The organism is Endozoicomonas ascidiicola, from assembly GCF_001646945.1.
Lineage (GTDB): Bacteria > Pseudomonadota > Gammaproteobacteria > Pseudomonadales > Endozoicomonadaceae > Endozoicomonas > Endozoicomonas ascidiicola.
Map to the genome: position 1 here is coordinate 635,963 of NZ_LUTV01000005.1, position 25,379 is coordinate 661,341.

Sequence of the window (25,379 nt, forward strand, 5' to 3'; positions counted from 1 at the left end):
GCAGGTTCCGGTTTGCTTCTTCCGAAGCTTTCTTTTTGTCGACCCAATCATATCAAGTGATTGGGCGGAACCTGCTTGGTTTTATGAAATATCCGGGTTACCATAAAATTACACCAATTATTAATAATTGCTTGGAACTTGTTTCTAACAAATGCTTCTAAGGAGTAAGGGAGCAGGATATGCGAATCGGTTTTAACTGACTTTGGAGAGCGTATGCATCAGAAGAATCTAGCCCCGCAGATAGTAATAGCCCTGACACTGGGAGTTCTGTCAGGCTGCTTCATACAACTGTTTGCCTCTCCAAATGGGGCAGCACAAACTTATTTAGTGCATGGGCTGTTTCATGCGGTAGGAAGTATGTTTGTGGCCATGATCAAAATGCTGGTTGTGCCTTTGATCTTTATTTCCATTGTTCATGCTGTCTGCAGTTTGAATGACATCGCTCAGGTCGGAAAGCTCGGTGCCAAGACCTTTGGCATTTATATCACCAATACCATACTGGCGATTATTTCAACTATTGCTATTGCCTTGATCATTGCCCCTGGCTCCAACGCCAATCTCGGTTATATTGCACACGCCGCACAAACAAGCGGCGCCGAGTTACCTTCAATATTAAATATGATCATCAACATTGTACCTGTAAACCCGTTTCTGGCGGTGGTTGAAGGTAATATTCTCCAGATTCTCTTCATCGCTATCATGACTGGCGTTGCCATCAAAAAGCTGGAGAATCACGAGACTCACAGTGTCAGTAATGCATTTTCGCTGGCTAACAGCGTCATGATGAAGCTGATTGGCATGGTCATGAGCCTTGCTCCGATAGGTGTATTCTTCCTCACTGCAAAACTAGCAGCCACCCTTAATGGTGCCAGCATTCTCAGTGTTCTTTCCTATGTGGCAACAGGCATTGCCGTCATGTGTCTGTGGTTGTATGTGATTTATCCAGTAGTGGTTGGTCTGGTTCTGAAAAAATCACCTAAATTTTTTATTCAGAATACCAAAGAACAGGTAATGTTTGCCGTCTCCACTGCCAGCTCTAACGCATCCATTCCCATCACCTATCAGACCCTGACTAACAAGTTTAAAGTCCCTGAGCACATTGCCAGCTTCACCGTCCCTCTTGGCGCCACCATCAATATGTCTGGCTCCGCTATTTACATGAGTGTGGCCGCTGTTTTTGTTGCCAATGCCTGGAATATCGATCTGACAATCGTTGAACTAGTCACTATGGGTTTCACCACACTGCTGCTGGCGATTGCCACCGGTGGCGTACCTGCCGGTGCCGCTGTATCCACTGGCGTATTACTGCAGACCATGGGCTTGCCTATGGAAGCCATGGCCATCATTCTCGCCACAGACCGTATTATGGATGCAGGGTGCACCGTGGTGAATGTAGTGGGTAACACGGTAGCAGGCATTTTCTGTTCAGTGGGAGAGCCTGAAATCGTGGAAGAAACATCCGGTAACGAAGCCGAAATACAAAGCAGGCCGGATTTTTGCTAAAAAGACACCGGGAAAGCTGGTATATTCTGCCAGTTATTTCGCGATTGGGTATAGACCATGCATAGATTTCACGGCCTGTACGGTGTCACCGACAGTCAGCTTCAGCCCGATGACAGAATTCTGATCGAAACGGTGGAACAGGCCTTAGCCGGCGGAATGAAGGTGCTTCAGTACCGCGATAAAAGCCTGGATGCCGGTAAGCGGCTTCGTCAGGCTGGCGCCCTGAAAGTGCTCTGCCACCAGCATCAAGCCCTTCTGATAATTAATGATGATATTGAGCTGGCATTGGACGTTGAAGCAGACGGCGTTCACCTTGGCCAACAAGATGAAAGCATTGCCCTGGCCAGAGAAAAGCTGGGCGACTACGCCATCATAGGTGTCAGCTGCGAGAACTCTCTGGATAAAGCCAGAATCGCTACTGAACAAGGCGCAAGCTATATTGCCTTCGGAAAATTCTTCCCTTCCCGCACCAAGCCTGATGCTAAAAGTGCAGAGCTTTCCATCATTACCGAAGCAAAAACACAGTTTGATATTCCCGTGGTTGCCATTGGTGGAATCACTGTTGACAATGCCCCCCAAGTTATTGCTGCTGGCACAGACATGGTAGCCGTGGTCAATAACCTGTTTGCAGCCCAGAACATCAGAGAACGTTCAGAGCAATTTATCAGACTGTTTAATAAACAACCTGCTTAAGCGATTCCACTAACAGAATAAAGGATGATCCAGATGTCTCGCTCAGAAGACCTGTTTGCAGACGCCCAGACTGTAATTCCCGGAGGTGTAAACTCTCCGGTAAGAGCCTTCAAGGGTGTTGGGGGCAAGCCCATCTTCTTTAAAAAAGCCCGGGGCGCTCATCTCCACGATGTGGATGGCAAAGAGTACATCGACTACATCGGTTCCTGGGGCCCGATGATTCTTGGCCATAACCACCCTGATGTGATTGCCGCCGTCCGTGACCAGGCGTTGGCAGGACTGAGCTTTGGCGCACCCACTGAGTTGGAAACGCGGCTGGCCAAAATGGTTCGTGACATGGTGCCGTCCATGGAGCTGCTGCGTATGGTCAACTCAGGCACTGAAGCCACCATGAGTGCCATCCGTCTGGCTCGTGGCTTTACTGGCCGGGATCGCATTGTCAAGTTTGAAGGCTGTTATCACGGTCACTCCGACTCCCTGCTGGTGAAAGCCGGTTCTGGCGCACTGACTCTTGGTGTTCCTAACTCACCCGGTGTGCCCGCAGCACTGGCAGAAAAAACCATTACACTGTCTTATAACGACCTTTCTGAAGTGGAAGACACGTTCCGCCAGATGGGCGACGAGATTGCCTGCATTATCATCGAGCCTGTTGCTGGCAACATGAACTGCATCCCACCAGCCCCAGGGTTTCTGGAAGGCTTGAGAAAGATCTGCGATGAGTACGACACGGTTCTGATTTTCGATGAAGTGATGACCGGCTTTCGTGTGGCATTAGGTGGCGCTCAAGAGTACTACGGTGTGAAACCCGATTTGACCACTCTGGGTAAAATCATCGGTGGTGGTTTACCCGTTGGCGCGTTTGGCGGCCGTAAAGAGATCATGGAACACTTGGCGCCTCTGGGTCCGGTTTATCAGGCGGGTACGCTTTCCGGTAATCCGCTGGCCATGGCTGCAGGCCTGGCCACGCTTGAAAACCTGTCCACCCACGGCTTCCATGAAACCCTGACTGAAAAAGCCGCCACCCTGCTGGCAGGGCTGAAAGAAAAAGCACAGGCAGCAGGCATTCCATTTACCACATCTCAGGTAGGTGGCATGTTTGGGCTGTTCTTCACAGAGCAGGAAACTGTCGACTGCTTTGCCCAAGTCATGGCTTGCGACGCTGATCGCTACGCCAAATTTTTTCATGGCATGCTGGATAATGGTGTTTACCTTGCGCCTTCTGCTTTCGAAGCCGGGTTTATTTCCATTGCCCATGGTCAGGCAGAGTTAGATGCCACTATCAATGCTGCAGAAAAGGCTTTTGCTAAACTCGCTTGACGCTTGATCATATAAACCCTTCGTCGTATTTTGTATAACATACGACGAAGGTAATTTAACAGTTAATGAACGTGTGGTTGTACCAACTTGCTAACAATGAGTTCTCTGGCGTTATCGGATGCTATTCTGGCTCTGGCCTGCCTGTTTGCCGTTTTTATGATGGCTCAGCAAAAAGCGTTTGCCGACCTTCATAAAGGTTCTGCAACCGCCGCACTGATTGGCTTTATATTAATGGGTCTTGCTTCCATTGTTGGCAGTTTGCGCTATGGTTTTTCCAGTATCTGGGCATCACCCCATGAAATGCTGTCCAACGCTGCGATGTACATGGCACCCCCACTTATCGGCATTGCTACCATCTTGGGTGTTTCCACTAAAGCATGGAACAAACCCATCTGGGGAAAGCTGATCATGGGAATTTGTCTGATGTATGAAGTCTCCCGCTGGTATGGCATGGATATCATTTACCGCGACCTTCAGAACACCATTTTACTGCTGATTATTGTGTATTCGGTGTTCCGCAACGCCATCGATAACAATGCGCGCTGGCTGGTGCTCACAGGTGTAGCCAGCTATTTCATTGGTGCTCTGATTATTGGTACGGAAGGCACTCTGGCGGGGTATTTAAGGCTGGATTTATTCCGTTACCTGATCGGCCTTGGCAACTTGTTAATGGGCACAGGGCTTTATTTTGTGTTTAAGGATCGCACTAAACAAACGCTGTAAACCCCGCTAAAATGCGGGGTATTGTCATCAATCCCTTGCCGGCAGATGAGGCATCACAGGAAAAGGTCGAACATTATCGCCCTTTGCTTCAGACACCTTACCGGCGCCCTCTTTCTCCACTTCATCGATCCGAATAATGGTATTCAGTGGAATATAGCTGCGCTTAACGCCTTCAAAAGCAGCCTTCAGTTTTTCTTCGCCCGGATCAACCAACAGCTGGCTGCGCTCACCAAAGACAAACTCTTCTACTTCAATAAAACCCCACAGCTCACTTTGAAAAATCTGCCGTGCATAAATCTCAAACACTTCGCCCTGGTTTTGGAAGATTACTTTGAATATTGGGGTTTTCGACATATATCTCTATTACCCGTCAAGCTCCGCAGAGCAGATAGAAAAATGGGCACAGATCATAACATAAAGAGTGTATTGCTGGAGTGCATTACAAGGTAAGTATTTTATGACTCTATCAACGCTATATCGCTATATGAAACGGACAGTCAAAGCCCAGCCACTCCCGATGAATATACGACACAATCCATTATCAGAAAATTGTCGTAAGCACTATTTGATAGAACAATGAGACACCTACAGACATTTCTGCAGTATGGAAATGATTGTCACCCCGATCAAACCTGGCTGTTTCGTAAATCACGATGAATCAAAAGCTATATCTTGTGCTTTTGACCCATGAGAAATTGCTCTAAACAAGCTACCCCAACTGTCAATTCTCAACGTCAGGAAGAACGATGTGATTTTTCGCCAAAGTCGCTTACGTGTCGGTTTTTTTGGTTTATTCAACGCTTGTTGAAACTGTGGACAAGCCAGTTCCTGGATCTGATCGACCAGAAACGCCAGGAAAGTAAGGTAGGCGAAATTCGTAGCCAGGTGTTTTTCGCCATGCCCATAGCTATGTTCAAGTTGATAGCCTTGGTTTTTCAGGGTATTAAACGTTTCATTTTCAATGCGCCATCTGCAGCGTCCACCTCGCATCACCGATTCAACGGTGTTATTGGTTAATTCAATATCGCTGACCCAGCACCAGAAGTGCTGAATGCCTTTTTTGTCGATTTCAATGTAATCAAGCACATTAACGTGTTCAGTATCATCTTGAAGATTGAGTGGCACGTTATGAGCGTAACGGAATTTATGTGTCGTCTTATTTGGTGCATCAACAACGGTATGATGATGGACCTCGCCCTGATCATAAAGCGCATTCATGGCCTCGATAAGTGCCACATGATTTCCATCCTTTGCGACGATAATGTAGTGCCATCCAAACTCCTTGATCATTGCTACCGTAGGGTTGTCGGCGTATAAGCCATCCAGAAGAATGACCAGATGTAGACGAGGATGGTCTTTTTTTACCTGAGCCAAAAACCGTCTGATTGCGGCTTTCTCGCAATCATTTTTTGTGGAACCATCCTGGCGGCAAATAGCTTCAGGCGCCAAGGGAATAACGGTTTTTCTGTTGGGATGAGCAAGGCAGCCACCCATTATATTGTGGTAATAGGTTTCATTTTTCTTCCCTTCATTCTTGACGCAGCAATCAGCGCAACGGCTGGTGTCTGAATAAAAAAGACCGGYGCCGTCAATGGGCAGTAAGTAATGGTCTTTTAACTTTCCACAATTAAAGGTGTATCCCTGAAGGGCTCCGTTACGCTGAATGATCGAGAATAGTTCTTTAAATGGTTTCTTGAATTCCACGGGATCTATCGGGTCAAGGACTTCCCTCATGCGCGTATCAGAAGGTACTTTGCCCTCTTTAACATGATAGAGTTTTTCCAGGTTATAACAGCAGKTTGGCTCAAGCCGCTCTTCGTCAAATCCCAGGAGCGAATCAAATTTTTGATGCATCACTGCAAAAGCTGATTTTGGGAAATTACCAAAGGGAATACTGCTTTTATTAGGGCGGTGGTCTGGAATATTTTCAAAGCAATCGGACACTGTTTTTATCAAGTAAGACGCACTGAAATGTCTGATATTTTTCTGAATGGCCGTACCCATAACTATACCGACGACAAAGATTGATTAATCAGTAATTTTAGTCGAAGAATTGTGCGGGCTGTGTTTTTCTACCTCCTCTGTACATCTTGCAGCTGTTAGGGTTCAGGAAAGAGCGGGAATTGCTGGTCAAAGGCTGTAGACAAGCTACACTGCTTCTTTCCAGATGCTCAGCCAATAAATGATATAATAAGGAACTCCATTGCAAAGTCTTACCCCCTGTCGATCTCTGCGCACATGATTGCATTACGAAAACCACCTCCACCAACCAAAACAATCTCATTCTTAGAAAGAATAACTCAGATCAAACAAGCATCTGGTCAAGAAGCGTTAAACTCATAGACAAACAAGCGTTAATGAATAAAACACCCGGAGATTGCCTCTGTAGTACCAAAACACCTTTACTTACTTTCTCCATGTTTGGCCTTAATACTGACACTGCGTATCTGGTGGCAAAACCTGGCTCCAAAATCGCGACCACCGACAGTGGGCTACCTTCAACGATTTCGCCCAGTAACCTATCCCATACAGACGAACAGTTAGTTGCCCAATCGTTAGGAATGTCCGAAAAGGATATACGAGGGATAGACTCACTGTTGCAAACTGTCCTTGAACAAAGCATTGCCACCGAACCCGTTCACAAAGCAAACAAGAGGCTAGGTGCAATTGGACATCATAACTTTGAATTGAACACACTCCTGCAAATGCGTCCGGGCGAAGAAAAGTGCTACGCCCGGAACGCTAGTATTAACCCAAGAATTGATTTATTTCCTTTCGCCGGTATTCTGGAGTTTCTGCAAGGTCTTAGTGAAACAGCAAAAGACCTAACCACACTGTGGCTTTCTGCCGGTGTAGAGATAAGTCAGCATGCTCAAATCATCATTACACGAAATACTCAAGGTGAGTTGGTCGCAGCGTTTTCGATAGAATATTGCGTCGAGCCCAGTGCAGAGTTTGCACTGGATCCTTATTGGATGGACAGTAACGAGGAGAAAAAAACGGACGGAACCGCTTTCGCCTTTCTATACACATCATTATCCATAGGCCTTAAAGCCGGTTTTAAACGCCAATTAAGTTTCACTATTGATATTGAAAATGAAAAAAAGTTCTTAGAGGCGCTACTTGGTGGAACGCTGAATATAGAGATAGCTACTGAATGTGCAAAATCAGCCTCAATAGAGTCCACATCAATAGTAAAGCCTACCAAGACAAATGATGATCAACAAAAGCAAGTCACCTTAGAAAAAGTACGCTGGCTCAACCTCAACGGCAGCTTTGAGATTGAAGCCGGCGCTGGCGTCGCCAGTGGCCACATGGCAGCGACTGACAAACTTGAATCAGAAGTCTGGTTTTGGCCTAGCCTGGAGTTGCTCCTTAATAGTGATATCTACAAATGCAGAGATCTGAACAGCCATAGCACTTTCTCCCGTCAGCACGAGGGGCCTTCATATATCGAGCTCTCCGCTATGGGAAACGTGAGCTTAGTCAGCGCGAACAACATTCTGGGCCAAGGGGAACATGGCCAGGATATCTGGTTTTTCTGTTATCCTATGGAGGTGGATACGCAAACGTTCAAATATCAGAAGAACCTTTGGCGGAACAAAGATCACGCTTCGGCGATAAAAGCAAAACTATCAATCGACGAACACTCTGGCCTCGCTTTTTATGAACTCACACTTGGCACATCCAACAAAGACCTGCGCACCATAAAAAGATCGTTAGTCAATGCCGGTGTCACCAATCAAGAAGTGTTCAACATAATACGCTCCATTGTCAGCGCTGGCGCCAATAACTACAGCCTCAATTTGATCTACAGTGCCGAACCATTCAAACGACAACTCACTGATATTACCCATGATGAATATAAATTGAGCACAATGACTATTTATGAAGAAAAGAAAGCAGTAGCAAGCCCTGTTGGCCTTAGAACCGACATGAGTTTCAAATTACCTTTTTTCCATAGATCAGTGAACGGCACAGCATCCTTCACCTCGTTAATCAGTCAGATAGCCATCTTAAATTCCAGCGTTGAGATCATTTTTCATGAAAGCCATGAAGTGATGAAAAAAGAAGCGGCTCCCCCTCAACATGAATCTCAACAAGGTCTTCGCTACCGCAAAGGGCGAAAACCTTCAGTTGAAACAGGGTCTTTGCTAAGCGTTGAACACTACGTCTAGGGATGTCTAACGACTGTACCACTGTTTTTCCGAGGGACACTGTGACTATCATACTGTCAGCCTGACGGCTATAATGCTCGGTTTATTAACCGCAGGCTTAACCTCAACGGTAGGTTTGAGCCCGATCGGAGTTCTGCGTCTTAGCCGATTCAAATTCCCGAGCCCAAACCAGTAAAGTGTGACATGAGCAAAAAACTGTATATCAAAACCCACGGTTGTCAGATGAACGAGTACGATTCAGCCCGTATTGCAGATCTGCTCGGCGAAACCCATACTCTGGAGCTGACAGACAATCCTGAAGAGGCCGATGTACTGCTGGTCAACACCTGTTCTGTTCGGGAAAAAGCCCAGGAAAAGCTCTTCCACCAGCTAGGTCGCTGGCGCAAACTGAAAGAAAAGAATCCGGACCTGATCATTGGTGTAGGCGGCTGCGTTGCCAGTCAGGAAGGGGAAGAAATTCGCAAGCGCGCACCCCAGGTAGACGTGGTCTTTGGTCCACAAACCCTGCACCGCTTGCCGGATATGATTGATGCAACAAAATCCAATCAAATTCCCGTGGTAGACGTTACCTTCCCGGAAATCGAGAAATTTGATCGCTTGCCAGAGCCCAGTGTGGATGGCCCAAGCGCCTTCGTATCCATCATGGAAGGTTGCGACAAATACTGCACCTACTGCATCGTACCTTACACCCGCGGTGCCGAAATCAGTCGTCCAATGGATGATGTCATTGCCGAATGCTTTGGCCTTGCGGAAAAAGGCGTTCGGGAAATCAACCTGCTAGGGCAGAACGTTAATGCCTTCCGTGGTGAAAAGCACGACGGCTCTTTTTGCGATCTGGCGGAACTGATCACCCTCGTTGCTGCCATTGATGGCATCGATCGAATCCGTTTCACCACCTCACACCCTCTTGAGTTCTCCGACAGTCTGGTCAACGTCTACGCAGAAGTCCCTGAACTGGTAAGCCATCTGCACCTGCCAGTGCAAAGTGGTTCTAATCGTATTCTGCAGTTGATGAAACGGGAACACACTTCTGATGATTACCTGAGAAAAATCCGCCAGCTGCTGACCATTCGTCCAGACTTGCGTATTTCTTCAGACTTTATCGTCGGCTTCCCCGGTGAGACAGATCAGGACTTCGAAGACACCATGAACCTGATTGCCGAAGTGGGCTTCGACGCTTCCTTCAGTTTTATCTACAGTAAACGTCCGGGCACTCCCGCTTCTGATATGCCTGATGATGTATCTGAACAAACCAAAAAGCAGCGACTGGCGATTCTGCAGGATCGAATTAATCAGCAGGTAGCTCAGATCAGCCGCCGACTGGTTGGTAGCACCCAGAAGATTCTGGTGACCGGTTACTCTAAGAAAGATCCAGGCCAACTCTCTGGTCGCACAGAGTGCAACCGAGTGGTGAATTTCCAATGCACCGATCCGCGCCTGATTGGTCGTTTTGCGGATGTAGAAATTGTAGAAGCACTGCCACACTCCCTGCGAGGAGCTTTGATTCGATCCGAATTGGAAAGTGCTGCGTAACAAAAGCCTAAACAGGTGTTTTTATCGATTTGACATTCGACCAAATCGATAAAAACACCTGACTCAAGCCCTTTCTTCGTGCACTTACCTATTTGGACAAAATTTTATCAAAGACCACCAAATCATTAACCCCGGCGGCTTTACCTTCTCGATTTGGCTTAACGGTAAACCCTAAATACCTTCTATTTGAACTCAACTTGAATTCCCAAATTTTCCAACCGTTGTGCACAAAGCATTTATAGCCAGCGGCACTGGTTTCATGAGGAACATATCGTCCTGACTCATGAACTTCTCTTATTTTCTTAATATCCGCATCTGATATTTTACTTTTCCCATTAGCCAACTTATTTAGATCACAATAAGCATGGGCCAAAATATGCTTGTTTTTACCATAAATTGGCTTGATACATTGGTGTCCCCAGGGAATCTCTTCATTCCATGGGTAATCTGGAATACTGTTTTTGCTTAACAAAACCTGCTTGGCCTTGTCCAAAAATGAACCTGCTTCAGATGCCTTATTCCCATTCTCCTCTCGCTTTTTTGCTCTTCTTTCATTTTTTGACAACTTCGGATATCGATAATCCCTTTTACTAAAGTCATTCTCATTGGGCTCACGCCAACCACTTGGGAAAGTCTGAAAGGAATCATTCTCCTCCGGCAAATCGAATTTTATATGAGAGCGTCTTGATCTTTCTGCAGCTTTTTCACACTGTATCATCTGCTCTTCGAGATTGTGTAAAGCCTGCGCTCTCTGCTTTGCGATTTTTTGAATAATCTGCCCAGTGTTAATTTCAACCCTTCGCCTTCGGTAACTCTGATACTTCTTCGGCGTTGTGGCCGCAACGGCTAAAGTCACGCCCAAAGCCGCCAATGCTCGAACATATACAATTGACGCAGTTTTAAGCGCTTTCATTCCAAATGAATTGCGATTCGCCTCCACCTCTTTCTGACGGGCTTCCACCTGACCTCTGATCAATCTGGCTCGATCTATTTTTTCCTGCTTCTTACAATGCTGCTCAGACTCTTTATTCTGAGCCGCCACTCGGGCAAGGCAAGCACGCTGCAGGTCGCCATAATGTTCCTCAAACTTATCCTCAAAAGCTTGCAGCTTCTGCCATTGTTGTTTCAAAAGGTCTATAGGTGTTTTGTGTTTAGATAAATCAATCACCCCGGTAGAGACCCTGGGCAACACTACCTTTTTATCCCCTTCAATCAGAGCGCCAACGTCTGATTGAAAGTGATGATTTAACTCATTATCAAAATTTACGCCAAAGATCTTCCCTGCATCACGAAGAGTCTCTTTCGCCTTTAGCAAATCCGGATACATAGTGCCTGCAATTGCCCTCAAGGACTCAATGAAACCAGCCTCAGAAGCCTCAAGCTCCTTTGCAAACTCATCATAGTTCCCCGTGTTTTTTTGATATGCCAATATCGATTTTAGAGCGTCCCACTCCGCTTCTGCTTCATCAATCATCCCTTGGAAGCAGGATGTTTGTGTCCGCCAAAATTTATGAGATGACTGCATAGTCAGTTTGCCGCTGCCCGGGTCATACACTAGGCGGCCAAATAGTTTACCACCTCCGTAATTGTCGCTATCAATGGACTTCTGAACCGAGCTTATCCAATGATGCAACTGCTTTAGAGCCATTTCCTTTTCGGAAAACGACTTATAGGCCAGAGGAACAGAAACTGTAGAGGCTTGTCGATAACCAAAGGGCACTTCAACTTCATCGGATTTTTTGAAAACCCTTTTCACATTTTTTTCAGGACCAATCTGCTCAAGCAATGTGGGAGGCTTAGAGACTTTACTCGCACCTTTACCTGACTGATGCTGACTTATTTTCTCTGTTGTGTTGCTCTGAACTCGCTCTGGCAATGCCATAGGAGATGTCATGTTGTTCAGGCCACAGATTCCACTATCAAAACGATAGCTCTGAGGGAAGCTGTTTGAATATGGTTGTAGAGTCGTTTGTGAGGATGCACTGCCGGCTCCCACTTGAGAAACGTTTGGCATTACACTGAGCACAAAAACAAACTTTTGCAATAACGTCATTTCTGAGAATGGCCGGAATCGACCACCGTCAGAATTTACTGCTTTGATAAACGATGGAGTCGGTTGGCTAGCCGTCTTAGCCACACTACGTCCATTTAGGCTTTTCTCAAATTCACTGGCTTTTTTGGCTCGCTTTTTCTTCGAGACTCCTTTGTTCGAACAATCATGACTGGACTCATTATAGGGTTTATAACCCAAACCCATCTCATAGCTGCCTCTATGTCCATTTATTCCCAGCACTGAAAACCACCCTAATGTAGCAATACTGACAACAGTAATTGGCGAAATATTTAGAGTTAATGATTGTTTTCCGGCAATAAAGTTCCTTTTTTTATATTTATCTTTTCCTCTCAGGAAAATCTTCGTCACACTCCTTCTTATTTACCCGCCAAAAGCGACCCTGTAATATAGCCATATTGACGTAGAGGCCAGACACAGACTTTGAATACCGACACTCACCAGGAACCCTCCCAAAATATCTGCCGTTTCTCTCTTGAACCCGACGAACCATTGCGTTTTGCCGAGCTCTGTGGGCAATTCAATCAGCACCTGAAGCAAATCGAAGAACGCCTGGGGGTTTCTATACGCCACCGGGGCAATAGCTTTGCCGTGCAAGGGGAAAACGCCGAGGTTGCCGGAGAAATTCTCAAGCGCCTGTTCAGAGAAACCGGCAAAGATGAGCCTTTGGGTCCAAACACCGTTCACCTGTTTTTGCAGGAATCCACTGTTGAATGGATTCACGAAGAACCCGAAGACAAACTGATTTCCCTGCGTACCCGCAAAGGTTTGATCACCCCTCGTGGTCCCAACCAACAAAACTACGTTAAATCCATTCTGCAGCACGATATCAATTTTGGTATTGGTCCTGCCGGTACGGGTAAAACTTATCTAGCCGTTGCAGCGGCAGTACAGGCGTTAGAAGAAGAACAGATTCGCCGTATTCTGTTGGTTCGCCCAGCGGTGGAAGCCGGCGAAAAACTGGGTTTCCTACCGGGTGATCTGTCCCAGAAAATCGACCCTTACCTACGCCCTCTTTACGATGCTTTGTATGAAATGCTTGGCTTTGAACGGGTTGACCGGCTTATTGAAAAGAACGTGATTGAAGTCGCGCCATTGGCCTATATGCGCGGGCGCACCCTGAACAACTCGTTTATTATTCTGGATGAATCCCAGAACACCACGCAGGAACAAATGAAAATGTTTCTGACCCGAATAGGTTTTGGCTCCACCGCGGTGATCACCGGCGATATCACCCAGATCGATCTGCCAAAAGCCACTCAATCGGGTCTGAAAAGTGCCATTGAAGTATTGAAAGGTGTTGAAGGTATTGGCTTTACCTGGTTCTCGGCAAAAGACGTCGTCCGTCACCCAATCGTACAACGCATTGTGCAAGCCTATGATCGTTACGATCAGAAAGTTCATGCAGAAAAAAACAAAACGCCGTTCCGTAAACCCGTTAATAAAGGCACTGAAGAATGACAACAGTGCACGTCGATATCATGATCAACAGTGCTTCCCAGCGCTTGCCGGATCAAAACCATCTGGAAAAATGGGCAGCAGCCGCAGTCACAGGCTGCCCAAAAAGCAGCCAACGTGAAGAAGCTGAAATTAGTCTTTTAATTGTTGATGCTGAAGAAGGCGCAGAGCTGAATCGTCAGTGGCGAGGCAAAGAAGGGCCGACCAATGTATTGTCTTTTCCTTCTGACCTACCGCCAGAGCTCGAGCTGCCACTGTTAGGCGATCTTATTGTTTGTGCTCCGGTGGTCGAAAAAGAAGCCATGGAGCAGAAAAAAAGTCTCGATGCCCACTGGGCGCACATGATGGTTCATGGCACACTTCACCTGCTTGGCTATGATCATATAGTGGATCAGGAAGCGGAAGCGATGGAATCTCTTGAGACAGACATTCTGCGACAGCTCGGTTACCCTGACCCGTATCAGGATCATAACCTTTAACTCAACACTGCCAGACGACAATGGCACTTTTATGAAGAACGAGGGCAATGAGCGACGACCATTCGTCAACCTCCTGGGTTGAAAAAATCACCGGGATGTTCAATCACGATCCCAAAGACCGCAATGCACTGCTCACTATTTTGCGGGATGCCGGAACCCGAGGCATGCTGGATGATGAAGCACTGAGCATTATCGAAGGCGCCGTTCAGGTAGCAGACATGCAGGTTCGGGAGATCATGATTCCCCGCTCCCAGATGGTCTGCGTTGATGAGGATCAGAACCCTGCCGAATTTCTTCCACAGGTGATTGAGTCCGCTCACTCTCGTTTTCCGGTAATTGGCGATACCAAAGACGAAGTGATTGGTATTCTGCTCGCCAAAGATCTACTGCCGCTGATTCTTAACACTACCAGCAAGTTCAACATCAAGAACCACTTACGTCCGGCGACGTTTATTCCGGAAAGTAAGCGTCTCAATGTTTTGCTGCGGGAATTCAGAACTAACCGCAATCATATGGCCATTGTCATTGATGAATTTGGTGGTGTTGCCGGTCTGGTGACCATTGAAGACGTTCTGGAGCAGATCGTCGGTGACATTGAAGATGAAACTGATGTGGATGAAGATTCTTACATCAAACCGGCGGATGACCTTGAACACTCCTTCATTGTAAAAGCCCTGACGCCCATTGAAGATTTCAATGAGCAGTTCATCACCAAATTTCCGGATGACGAGTTTGACACTATCGGTGGCATCGTTATGCAGGAGTTTGGTCATATGCCAACCCGCAGTGAATCGGTAGAAATCTCCGGTTTCCGCTTTGATGTTTTAAACGCTGATGGTCGTCGTATTCGACTGCTGAGAGTCACGCCCTGCTAATGCCTCGCACTTTCTCTTCAATGAATGCTGTTCGTTACCTGCTGTCTCTGGCAGCAGGTGCTCTGATTCCCCTTGGCTTCAGCCCGTTTGATTACTGGCCGGTCTCCATGCTGGCTGTGGGCGCTATTTTTCTACTCAGTAGAAACCTTCCCGTAAAAGTCACTGCACTGTGCGGTTTTCTTTTTGGACTTGGCATGTTTGGCGCGGGGACATCCTGGGTGTACGTCAGTATTCATGAATTTGGTGCTGCATCGCCTCTGCTGGCAGGGCTTTTAACTTCACTGTTTGTCGCCGGTGTTTCGGCTGCAATGATTCTACCGCTGTTCTGGATTTATGGTTGGCTAAACCAACGCAAAACAAATACCGGCAATAAATTGCAACCCTGGCAGCAAGCACTTCTTTTTGCCGGACTGTGGGTATTGTTTGAATGGGTTCGCAGCTGGTTGTTTACCGGGTTCCCATGGCTGTTGCTTGGCTACACCCTAATTGATACACCCTTTTCCGGATTAGCACCTGTAACCGGAACTTACGGCCTAAGCCTGTTAATCACCGCTACGATTTGCCTGCTTGCTACGTTGTTGATTCCTAACTCGCAGAAGAAACAAAACCTTTTGGCACTAGTGCCATTGATGGCGTGTTGGGCTGTGGCCTGGTCACTGTCTTCTGTTCAGTGGACAGAGAAAACCGGCACTTTGTCGTTTAGCGCTGTGCAGGGAAATATTCCCCAGAATTTAAAGTGGAACCCGGATTATGTGCAATCCACCCTTAACACCTATATGGATTTGAGTGAGGGCCACTGGGATCAGGATTTGGTGATATGGCCCGAAAATGCCATTCCCCTGTTCTACAACCGTGCCAAAGGGTTAATGAACCAGCTGGACAGGCACGCCAAACAGAACAACAGCGCTCTGATTCTCGGCATGCCCGTAGATGACAACTCCGGTGATAGAACCCGCTATTACAACGGTATTCTATCTATGGGCGAAGGTGAAGGTATGTACTTCAAACAACAGTTGGTGCCCTTTGGTGAATATGTACCGATGGAGTTTGCACTTCGCGGATTGATTGATTTCTTCAACCTGCCCATGTCTGATTTCTCTAAGGGAAGCCCTGAACAGGAATTACTAAAAGCCGGAAACGCACAGATCGCACCTTACATTTGCTATGAAGTGGTTTATCCAGACTTTGCTGCCCAATTAGCAAACGACAGTGATCTTTTGGTCACCATCAGCAATGACACTTGGTTTGGTCAATCCATTGGCCCGGTTCAACATTTCCAGATTGCCCGCATGCGTTCGCTGGAAACCGGGCGTTTTATGATTCGTGCGACCAATGATGGTATTACGGCACTGATTAACGAGAAAGGTGAAGTGCTTGAAACCATTCCTCGATTTAACAGTGGAGTACTCAGCGCCACAACAGAGCTCAGGTCAGGCACAACACCCTTTATGATATTTGGATCATGGCCTGTGTTATTAATAAGCTTCCTGCTGATGGCAGTGCCGTCACGACTTAGAAAAAGACTTTCTCCAAAAAAAGCTAACTAAACCTATTCAACGTCAAGGGATAATTACTCTGGGCTTATCTACGGCAATTTCAGGATCATTTTGTATAGTTTGGAAGGCATTATCCAAACTATCTATAATTCCTTGTCGCTTTCCCTCGTCGTCATCGGCACTTAAAAAATGAATAACTGTCTCTTTAAGCTCTGGGAAGTCATCTTGTAATGAACTCAGGTATTCCAGAGGCTTTTTACCGTCATTATCTACGATATCTATACTAGCTTCTGCACCCTCCACAAGCAGTTTGGCAAAAACCTCCAAGCGCTCCTTATGCTGACTTTTGGCAGCATGATGAAGTGGCGTTTTACCACTATTCGTCTGATTGGTTATGAAGCTATTGAATTCTTCCTGCCCACGAAAATGGTCACATAATTGCTCCAACATACCCAGACTTTGACCTGCAGCCAAATTAAAATAATTATTTCCCGTGTTATTGCGAGGGCAATTATAGTTACCCTCTAATGGAATGCTGACCTCTGACGATGTCGTTTCATCTGCATATGTTGTATCAGACAATATGTCCAAGAGCATCTCAAACACACGCTCTGATCCCATAAATATTGCAATATGCAGTGGTGTATCGCCATTGGCAAGCGGCATTTTATGACCGACCGCACATTCAACACTAAGCTTATCTACAGAATGTTTTTCTGTTGCCTTATTGAGTAATAGCTGCACCTCGCTGTCAGTCAGGTTATCAAGAAGCGCTTGTTTATCCCCATCTTCAACTTGACTAGCCAGAGGAAGAAGATGAAGCAGTGTAAACCCATTGGGTGCGAGAAAATCTATAAGTTCCTGAACGTCAACTTCAGTATTAGCGTAAGAAGAAATAATAATATTTGCTGCGTCCTGAAACTCATTTAAGGAGCCAGAACTTTCAAACCGCTGAGTGGACTCACTGACAGGGTCTTTTAAACACAGCTCTCCAAAGTCGCTAAGTGACGACGTACTCGAACTGACACTGAAACAATCATCTGTGGGCAACATTTTTGATAACATCTAAAGTACCTTGAATCAAATGCACTCAGATATGACTACAGTCACTGTAGATAAGTTCCAAATCTGATTTACCTAAATTCAAGGTATCTGGTTAATTATGAACTACACAAAAATGAAACCTAAAAGCACCACACCCAGTATCATTCGATAAACGACAAATGGCATCAAACCAATACGGTTAATAAATGATAAAAAGCAATAAACGCAAACCCAGGCACTAATAGCTGAAACCACCGTCCCCATAGCGAGCGTATTCCAATCCACCGGCACCGTGCTTTTTACCAGATCCAGCAGTAACAAACTGCCTGCACCAACTATGACTGGAATGGATAACAGGAATGAAAAACGGGCAGCAGCGTCACGAGTAAAGCCCATCATCAATGCCGCAGTCATGGTAATACCAGAACGCGAGGTACCGGGAATCAGCGCCAGCGCCTGGGCAAAACCAATAAACATGGCTTGTTTAAAGGACATTTTATCCAGCGGTTGAACATGAGTACCCTTCACATCCGCCCAACCCAGCAGTGCACCAAAGATCAGTGTAGTACCGGCGATGACGGCTACCGTTCGCATGGCATCGTCCAGCCCCATGCTTTTCAGGGCAAGACCAAAAACCACTGCAGGTAATGTGGCAAAAATCAGGTACCAACCCAAACGGCTATTAAAGGTTGAGCCTTTGCCCACCAGTGATCCCAGCCAGTCTTTGGCGATGGCAAACAGGTCTTTCCAGAAATAAACAACGACTGCCGTTAGCGTACCCATATGAACGGCTACATCAAATGCCAGCCCCTGATCTGTCCAGCCAAAGAGTTGTGCCGGTAGGATAAGGTGACCAGAGCTTGAAATTGGCAAAAACTCGGTAATGCCCTGAATCAGGGCAAGAATGATCGTCTGAAATGCATCCATTATGTTGTCCTCTGCCTTAACGTTCCGACTTTTTCAGAGCCACTTTATCCCGAAGGTAAACGGGCATGGCCTGCTCGGCTGGAAGTAATTTACCCATAGTAAAGTCGGCGGCAGCCAGCAGGGCTATATCGTAAGCTCGTGGCCAGGTTTCCGTCACACAATCAAACACCGTTACCGGCATTTGCTCCCGAAAAGCCCAGCCGGTGCCAATGCCATACCATTGGGTTTCAATTACCGGCGCAGAAACCAGCTGCGGAGCAATCACCTGCTCATCGAGCATTGGCGTCATCAGGCCATTCTCTGCCTTATATGCACCCCAGTAGACTTCGCTCATGCGGGCATCAATGGCGCTAAGTACGTGGGATGTATTTTGTTCACGGTACGCCTGCTGTGCCAGAGCGGCCAGTGTGGACACCGGGATTACCGGCAAGTCGACGGCATAAGCCAGCCCTTGAGTCATGGCGGTAGCCACACGTAAACCAGTAAATGCACCAGGGCCGCGGCCAAAGGCAATGGCATCAAGCTGTTTAAGTGTTACCCCGGCTTTGGCTAGCAGTGACTCAACCATCGGCAACAGGTCACGGCTGTGGCGACGGGGGGATAGCTCGAAGTGTTCAATCACTTCACCATCCAGATTCAGGGCAACAGAACAAGCTTCTGTGGCGGTATCCAGTGCAAGGATTTTCATGATGGTTTTTAAGTCTATCTCTTTTAAACAATCAAAAAAGCCGGCAGTGCAAAACACTCCGGCTTTTCTTATTTAATCAAGAACCATTGGTTCTCAGGCAATTACCGGCTTCAGGGCATCCAGCACCTGCTGCTTGATATCAGCAACAGAACCTACACCTTCAATACGGCTGTAGCGGGTTTCACCGCCCATTTCCTGATAGAAGGCCACCAGTGGTGCCGTCTGATCATGGTAAACATTCAGGCGCTTGCGAACGGTTGCTTCTTCATCATCCGCACGTTGAACCAGTGCTTCGCCGGTGACGTCGTCCTTACCTTCGTCTTTAGGTGGATTGAATACCACGTGGTAAGTACGGCCACTTTCCGGGTGCACGCGACGACCACTCATACGCTTGACGATTTCTTCGTCGGCAACAGCGATTTCAACCACGTGATCAATGGCAACACCGGCATCACGCAGGGCTTCAGCCTGAGGAATCGTGCGGGGGAAGCCATCGAACAGAAAGCCATGTGCACAATCATTTTCAGTGATACGTTCTTTCACTAGTGCAATGATGATGTCGTCAGAAACCAAAGCTCCGGAGTCCATAACTGCCTTCACCTTTTTACCCAGCTCAGTACCATTCTTGATAGCAGAACGAAGCATATCGCCAGTCGAGATCTGGGGAATCCCATACTCTTCCATGATAAATTGAGCCTGAGTCCCTTTACCGGCGCCCGGCGCACCCAGCAGAATTACGCGCATGAAAATCTCCTGTTGCCAGCCATCGAAGCCAATGCTTATGCCTGTTTATGTTAAAGGCATTTAGACAACGTCTGGCCTGGATAATTCGCAAACTTCTAAAAAGCCGACAAGGATATACAGCCTGACGCCCGGTGACAAGCTTGGACTGTCTTACCTAAGACCACCTTTACTGCCTTTCAACCACCACACTTCCGATGGAATAACCTGCACCAAAGGAGCAAATCACGCCTTTATCACCGGCTTTAAGGTCCAGTGAATGCTTATGGAAAGCAATGATGGAACCTGCAGAACTGGTATTAGCGTACTCATTTAGAATAACCGGTGCATCCTGCACCGTAGGCTCGCGCCCCAGAAGCTTGCGGGCAACCAGCTGGTTCATGTTCAGATTGGCCTGATGAAGCCATAACCGGCTCATATCACTGGCAGCCAATTCCAAAGACTCAAGATGACCTGCGATGTGCTTCGCCACTTGCGGGCAGACTTCTTTAAACACCTTTCTACCGTTCTGGATAAACAGTTTGTCCAGTTTCCCAACACCCTCTTCATCACCACGATTCAGGAAACCGAAGTTGTTGCGGATATTGTTGGAGAATTGAGTCCAAAGATGACAACCAACCACTTTGTAGCCGTCTTTACGACGAACCAGATCTTCACGCTCCAACAATACGGCTGTGCAAGCATCACCGAAGATGAAGTGACTGTCCCGATCACGGAAATTCAGGTGACCAGAACAGATCTCCGAGCTCACCATCAACACCCGCTTTGCGGAACCACTTTGAATGGCATCGGCTGCCGCTTTAATACCAAAGGTCGCCGATGAACAAGCCACATTCATATCGTAGCCGTAACCATCGCAGCCCAAATAATGCTGAATCTCTACCGCAATGGCGGGATAAGCACGCTGAAGATTGGAGCAGGCAACGATAACCATATCTACTTCGGTGGCATCCACCTGCGCTTGCGCCAAGGCACCCCGAGCAGCATGGATGGCCATTTCACATTGAATGGACATCTGATCATTTGATCGATCAGGAATCCGGGGGATCATTCGCTGAGGATCGAGAACGCCATCCCGGTTGACAACATAGCGGCTGACAATGCCGGAAGCCTTTTCTATAAATTCACTGCTACTCTTTGCCAGCGGCTCAACTTCACCAGCAGCAATGGCTTCACGATTCAGATCGTTTTCCTGATCCACCCAAGTGTTGAATGCTTCAACCAACTCATCATTGCTGATTGACTCTGGCGGGGTATAGAGCCCGGTACCACTAATCACTACGTCTGGCACAATAATTCCTTCCCATGCTTTATAGCTTTTATATTCCAGCATCTTATAGCAGGGCAAAAAGCAAGGGAACTCAATGCTGTCAAATAGTGTTCATATTTTTGCAACAATTTATTGCCCACTGTTACTACTTACTATTACCACTCAACGCTACCAAAGGCTCAGGCATATCCACCATCCAGTGGGCATAAAGTTCTTCTAGAACACCTTCTTTAGCCAGTGTCTCCATGCGGGCATCGAAAATCGTCACCAATGGTTTGTTGGCAGGGCTGTCATTGAACGACATGTAATAATAGTCTCCGGTTTCAAACTCAGTCACTTCAAACTGATCCAGACTAATATTATTTTCACCTGCGATGGTATCTATTTCAGAAAATTCATCCACCAGCACATCTATTGCACCGGCTTTTAATAACTGCATGCCTTTTTGCAGGCTGGTGAATTCTTTCAGTTGAAATTCACCATAACGCTCACCTTCCGGTACTAAATTGTATCCGGCGCGCATGCCAACCACTTTCCCACTGAGTGACGGGTATCGTTCAAAAGAGGCTACTACCCCTGGCGAATACACAAGGGCAAGATACTCCGGCTCTAACGGGTATTTACTAAAAACCAGGTGCTCATAATCAGAATCAAGCCCTTCTCCGGGAACACCATCCACCGTTCGATATTCCGTCATCAACTTCATGCTTCTGTTCCAGGGCAAGCTCTTAAAGTTCAATGTAAAACCAAGAGGTTCATACACTTCTTTAAGAAGATCCCAATAAAGTCCCGTGCCATTATTGTACGTATAACCAGCCCATACCGGGGCAGCAAAATTAAGGCTTTTACGTTTGATCTTAGCGGCTTCAGCGTCTGGGGAAATAGTTTCCGACGCAGAAGCGAAAGCTGAAAAACAGAATAAACCGAGGAATAATGAAAACCACTTCATAGAGACTGCCTTTTACTGCAAAGCACTACGATTTTATTATTTATGTGGACATCAAACTCGTGTGCTTTGATTTTTTATTATTAGTGTAAGACTAACTTGCGAAAAGATATTAAATGAAGAGCCAATGTTAGTAAATCAATGAGTTATTTTTTCTTCGTAGCAATAGAACCGCCCAATAAACTAAAATTTCAACTGCCAAAATTGCCAAAGCTGCCAAGGAGCATACTCAAATGGATCTCTCTCACCCACACCAATTTTTCTTGTCATAAAATCCACTATTTCGGCAACATGTCTGGGGTATTTCTGATTGTCTTTCACAAAACAAGTCAGCACCTGCAAAGTACATTCCTTAGGGAATTCCAACGCCCTTAAATCCAACAACATACTGATAATATCTTTATTGCCGCCTATTATTGTGCCAACGTCAGGATGAGATATTTTGTAAGCTGTGGCCTGCGCAGCCGAATCAACCAGCTGCTGGAGAGTCCAGGGAACACTTTCCCACCGAGCGTTAAAGTAATAATTCAAACCAATGGCAATGCAATCATCCGAAAGCCCCCACTCTTTTGCTTTCTCTATTAATTTTGCCGTCTGAGACCCCAATACCACTGACGGCGCAGGAAGAGGTGATGGCAACACATAAAAGACAGTGGACGCTTGTGTTTTATATTTTTCAACCAACCCTTGAAACACTGCCGCCATCAGTTCCCGTTTATTATGAATCACGGTAAATGGGTTTGTACGTACAATAGAATGGACGCCATCATCAATATCTTTATTTGTAAACCCCATCTCTTTGATCTGTTGCAATAGTTTTACATTGTCACTTCCGAAGAACTCACGAGCTGTTGTACGCCTGGTACATGAGACATAACTGTCAGTGGATTCCTGCGACATGGCGCTTGTAACAGAAGCATAGCGACACGCTGATGACCCCATAGAGTCAGAGTCACTATTCTCAACAGGGGCAGAGGGTCTGTGTACCATCAAGGACCCTTGAACAACAGACTGATTGTTCCAACCACTCAGTAAAGATGCAATACCAGACTGAACTTCAGCGATCGAAGCTGGACAAAACTCAGTAGGATTGTCAATGGGGCTTGCGGGGGATCCCCTACGAGAGGAGCCATAGCCACTACTTGAACCATCGCTCAGCTGCGGAGATGATGAGCGTGGTGATTCATAACCCCACGCCGACGCGAAATCAGGAGAGTGGGGCCTTGTTGGCGAATCAGCACCGAAAATACCCTCATCATATGAAATAAAGGGATGACCATCCGTATCAATAGCGTCACACCAATGGCTATCAGCAGCTTTGTTTATATGTTGCCCGACGGCAATTACATTTGAGGAAGGGAGAGTAATATGCCGGTTTTCTGTTTTCACTTGCCTCCCTCCCAACTGATTTGCATCAAGCTTCGGCATATACGGTGAAGGCGTTGTAGCTGAGCGAACAGAATGACCACTGATTGAATGAAAGGCATTACCAACCGGCTTACTTGGATTTGAAGTACCGAATGAGTGACTGCTACTGGGTACTGCCTGCGAAGCCACACGACTAACGCCCGTTGTATGATAATCGAATTGTAAGGATTTTGACTCCATGACATAGAGTATCCATTCCACTGAATTGCTTGGTGACATAGATACTCAAAAATGAGAAAAGTTCAGACACACGCTGACATTAAATTACCGTCCCCGACGTTTCCTTGAAGCATCTAACTCAATGCTCTCACCTCCCTGATTCCAATTCCCCGGCTCCTGTTCCTCAATCACTACCCAGACAGCATCCTGAAAACCGTCTTTGCCCACATCGGCTACCTTGACCAACAGTTCTGAAATACCATCCATCACTTCCTGCTTTTGAATCTCGTTAAACACGCCCTTAACCGTTTTTACAGAAACAAATGGCATATCAATAGACCTCATAGTATTAAGACCCATACAGGGTAGTCTACTTAATTAGGGTCTGTGCTTTTCATTCCTCTACAATCATCCGGTGCAGTTTACGGGCAAACAGCATCATCAAAATGGCAACACCAAGGGATATAACGCCCATGCGAGTGAAAAAATCACTGTAGATGGGCAAGGTATCAAGGGCGGTTAACACCTCATCGTCGTCTAACGCCGTCATCCCCGCGACATGACCAGCAATGACCGAAGCTGCAGAACTGGTGAGAAACCAGATACCCATAATAAAGCCGTGAAGGCGCGAGGGTACAAGTTGGGCAATCATTGCCAACCCGAGACCACTGATCAACAACTCACCCATCGCTTGAAACAGATAACTCAGAACCAACCAGGATGATGAAACAACACCCAGATCATCCGCAAACTTTGCCGCAATGGGTAAAACGAGGAAGCTGAGCGAAGTGCATAACATTCCGAGCGCAAATTTACCCGGCATACTCAAGCCGTGGCCATCCTGCTCAGTGCGATTATAAAGCCAGGCGAATATGGGGCTGGCAACCATAATCCAGAATGGGTTTAAGGATTGAAAAGTGACTGGATTGATCGTAATGCCCAGCAACACTGGCTGCACATTTTGGATAGCAAAGAAATTCAGAGAGGTTGGCATCTGCATATACATCACAAAAAACACCACGGCCTCCAGCATAAGCACCAGAACAACAATCATCTTTCGTCGATCATGTCCTTTGGCCACCAGAATTTCTTTTATGAATTTTATCAATGCGCCAGTGCCCACAACAGCGAGCAGGATGTTTGCCATCATTAAATAATTCAGCACCAGAGCACTGCACCCACAGGCAATGATAATTGCAGCGTATAGCAAAACATGTATTTTTAACGACACTGGGCTGAAATCGGGTTTAGACCCGTAATCAGACACCCAGTGACGCATAAGGAAATAATTGCTGACAGCAATAAATAGTCCAATAGCACTGACCAGAAAGCCCATACCCCAACCAAAATAGTCTGCTATGTAGGGAACCATGGTCATTGAAATAAAGGAACCAATGTTAATAGACATGTAATAAAGGGTAAAAGCGCCATCCAGGCGACTGTCGCCTTCTTCATAACATTTAGCCAGTAAACTTGCAGGGTTGGCCTTGAATAACCCATTACCAACAGCAATAACACCAAGCGCCAGATAGACAATGGATTGATCATTCTTAGAGAACGCCATCATCAAGTAGCCAGCCATCATCACCAGCGCGCCAAGAACCATCGTTCTCTTGGTGCCAAACAGGTTGTCACCAATAAACCCGCCAACCGAGACAAAACCGAAAACCAGGGCGCTGAATGCACCAAACGTGATAAAGGCGTCGTCTTCATCAAGCCCAAGACTCTGTACCAGATACAGCGATAACAACGCCTGTAGGCCGTAGTAGCCAAAGCGCTCCCACAGTTCGATAAAAAAGATTAAATAGAAAGGTTTGGGTTGTTTCAGGATATTAAACGACTGCGACATA

22 protein-coding genes are annotated in these 25,379 nt (G+C 46.6%); 10 read left to right on the forward strand and 12 right to left on the reverse strand.

Translation table 11 applies throughout. The features are described from left to right. The first annotated feature begins 213 nt into the window (after positions 1–213). The 4 genes from AKL11_RS16550 to AKL11_RS16565 all read left to right on the forward strand — a co-directional run bounded on the left by AKL11_RS16550 (position 214) and on the right by AKL11_RS16565 (position 4,236). Positions 214–1,503 carry a dicarboxylate/amino acid:cation symporter gene (locus tag AKL11_RS16550; protein ID WP_067519425.1) on the forward strand — a complete coding sequence of 430 codons (1,290 nt, stop codon included), beginning with the start codon at positions 214–216 and terminating at the stop codon, positions 1,501–1,503. A 57-nt stretch (positions 1,504–1,560) separates the two neighbouring features. After that, on the forward strand, positions 1,561–2,196 hold the full coding sequence (gene thiE / locus AKL11_RS16555; RefSeq protein ID WP_067519428.1) for a thiamine phosphate synthase: 636 nt from the start codon (positions 1,561–1,563) through the stop codon (positions 2,194–2,196). 33 nt (positions 2,197–2,229) lie between these two features. Then, positions 2,230–3,513, forward strand: a complete 1,284-nt coding sequence (hemL, locus tag AKL11_RS16560) for a glutamate-1-semialdehyde 2,1-aminomutase (protein WP_067519784.1) — start codon at positions 2,230–2,232, stop codon at positions 3,511–3,513. 87 nt (positions 3,514–3,600) lie between these two features. Then, the gene (locus AKL11_RS16565) at positions 3,601–4,236 is read left to right on the forward strand and encodes a hypothetical protein (protein ID WP_157673612.1); all 636 of its coding nucleotides are present in this window, start codon (positions 3,601–3,603) and stop codon (positions 4,234–4,236) included. Between the two features lie 27 nt (positions 4,237–4,263). Here AKL11_RS16565 and AKL11_RS16570 read toward each other — a convergent pair whose 3' ends face one another. Beyond that, positions 4,264–4,590: a DUF1820 family protein gene (locus AKL11_RS16570; protein ID WP_067519432.1), complete on the reverse strand. Its 327-nt coding sequence runs from the start codon at positions 4,588–4,590 to the stop codon at positions 4,264–4,266. A 294-nt stretch (positions 4,591–4,884) separates the two neighbouring features. Beyond that, positions 4,885–6,240: a transposase gene (locus AKL11_RS16575; RefSeq protein ID WP_067519434.1), complete on the reverse strand. Its 1,356-nt coding sequence runs from the start codon at positions 6,238–6,240 to the stop codon at positions 4,885–4,887. 353 nt (positions 6,241–6,593) lie between these two features. Here AKL11_RS16575 and AKL11_RS16580 point away from each other — a divergent pair, with 353 nt between their 5' ends. Then, positions 6,594–8,414 (forward strand): hypothetical protein, encoded by a 1,821-nt coding sequence (locus AKL11_RS16580; RefSeq protein ID WP_157673613.1) that lies wholly within the window; start codon positions 6,594–6,596, stop codon positions 8,412–8,414. A gap of 183 nt (positions 8,415–8,597) precedes the next feature. After that, the gene (gene miaB / locus AKL11_RS16585) at positions 8,598–9,947 is read left to right on the forward strand and encodes a tRNA (N6-isopentenyl adenosine(37)-C2)-methylthiotransferase MiaB (protein WP_067519438.1); all 1,350 of its coding nucleotides are present in this window, start codon (positions 8,598–8,600) and stop codon (positions 9,945–9,947) included. Positions 9,948–10,035: 88 nt separating this feature from the next. Here the strand turns inward: miaB and AKL11_RS16590 are convergent, their stop codons facing one another. Continuing rightward, entirely contained in the window at positions 10,036–12,369 is a 2,334-nt protein-coding gene (locus AKL11_RS16590) for a hypothetical protein (protein ID WP_157673614.1), read from the reverse strand. A 72-nt stretch (positions 12,370–12,441) separates the two neighbouring features. Between AKL11_RS16590 and AKL11_RS16595 the strand changes: the two genes are divergently transcribed. From AKL11_RS16595 to lnt, 4 genes are read left to right on the forward strand one after another with little or no spacing between them, the layout of a single operon-like run. Beyond that, on the forward strand, positions 12,442–13,479 hold the full coding sequence (locus AKL11_RS16595) for a PhoH family protein (RefSeq protein WP_172807309.1): 1,038 nt from the start codon (positions 12,442–12,444) through the stop codon (positions 13,477–13,479). After that, a complete protein-coding gene (gene ybeY, locus AKL11_RS16600) occupies positions 13,476–13,955 on the forward strand; it encodes an rRNA maturation RNase YbeY (protein ID WP_067519440.1) in 480 nt (159 codons plus the stop codon). The genes AKL11_RS16595 and ybeY overlap by 4 nt, the downstream gene beginning before the upstream one ends. A 47-nt stretch (positions 13,956–14,002) precedes the next feature. Then, entirely contained in the window at positions 14,003–14,830 is an 828-nt protein-coding gene (locus AKL11_RS16605; RefSeq protein ID WP_067519442.1) for a CorC family transporter, read from the forward strand. Beyond that, positions 14,830–16,377: an apolipoprotein N-acyltransferase gene (lnt, locus tag AKL11_RS16610; RefSeq protein WP_095210447.1), complete on the forward strand. Its 1,548-nt coding sequence runs from the start codon at positions 14,830–14,832 to the stop codon at positions 16,375–16,377. Before AKL11_RS16605 ends, lnt begins: the two co-directional genes overlap by 1 nt. 12 nt (positions 16,378–16,389) lie before the next feature. Here lnt and AKL11_RS16615 read toward each other — a convergent pair whose 3' ends face one another. From AKL11_RS16615 to AKL11_RS16655, 9 genes are all read right to left on the reverse strand, one after another. Further along, positions 16,390–17,391 carry an ankyrin repeat domain-containing protein gene (locus AKL11_RS16615; RefSeq protein WP_067519444.1) on the reverse strand — a complete coding sequence of 334 codons (1,002 nt, stop codon included), beginning with the start codon at positions 17,389–17,391 and terminating at the stop codon, positions 16,390–16,392. Positions 17,392–17,493: 102 nt separating this feature from the next. Continuing rightward, entirely contained in the window at positions 17,494–18,297 is an 804-nt protein-coding gene (locus tag AKL11_RS16620) for an undecaprenyl-diphosphate phosphatase (RefSeq protein ID WP_067519446.1), read from the reverse strand. Between the two features lie 16 nt (positions 18,298–18,313). After that, positions 18,314–18,985 carry a tRNA (adenosine(37)-N6)-threonylcarbamoyltransferase complex dimerization subunit type 1 TsaB gene (gene tsaB / locus AKL11_RS16625; RefSeq protein ID WP_067519790.1) on the reverse strand — a complete coding sequence of 224 codons (672 nt, stop codon included), beginning with the start codon at positions 18,983–18,985 and terminating at the stop codon, positions 18,314–18,316. Positions 18,986–19,078: 93 nt separating this feature from the next. Continuing rightward, complete coding sequence (gene adk / locus AKL11_RS16630) at positions 19,079–19,729, reverse strand: adenylate kinase (protein ID WP_067519448.1); 651 nt, start codon at positions 19,727–19,729, stop codon at positions 19,079–19,081. 166 nt (positions 19,730–19,895) lie between these two features. Further along, positions 19,896–21,017 carry a beta-ketoacyl-ACP synthase III gene (locus tag AKL11_RS16635; protein ID WP_095210468.1) on the reverse strand — a complete coding sequence of 374 codons (1,122 nt, stop codon included), beginning with the start codon at positions 21,015–21,017 and terminating at the stop codon, positions 19,896–19,898. Between the two features lie 124 nt (positions 21,018–21,141). Continuing rightward, on the reverse strand, positions 21,142–21,945 hold the full coding sequence (locus AKL11_RS16640; RefSeq protein ID WP_067519453.1) for a substrate-binding periplasmic protein: 804 nt from the start codon (positions 21,943–21,945) through the stop codon (positions 21,142–21,144). A 180-nt stretch (positions 21,946–22,125) separates the two neighbouring features. Further along, entirely contained in the window at positions 22,126–23,589 is a 1,464-nt protein-coding gene (locus AKL11_RS16645; protein ID WP_157673615.1) for a hypothetical protein, read from the reverse strand. Between the two features lie 45 nt (positions 23,590–23,634). Continuing rightward, positions 23,635–23,889 (reverse strand): tautomerase family protein, encoded by a 255-nt coding sequence (locus AKL11_RS16650; RefSeq protein ID WP_245673617.1) that lies wholly within the window; start codon positions 23,887–23,889, stop codon positions 23,635–23,637. A 34-nt stretch (positions 23,890–23,923) separates the two neighbouring features. Beyond that, entirely contained in the window at positions 23,924–25,378 is a 1,455-nt protein-coding gene (locus AKL11_RS16655) for an oligopeptide:H+ symporter (protein ID WP_067519457.1), read from the reverse strand. Position 25,379: the final 1 nt, after the last annotated feature.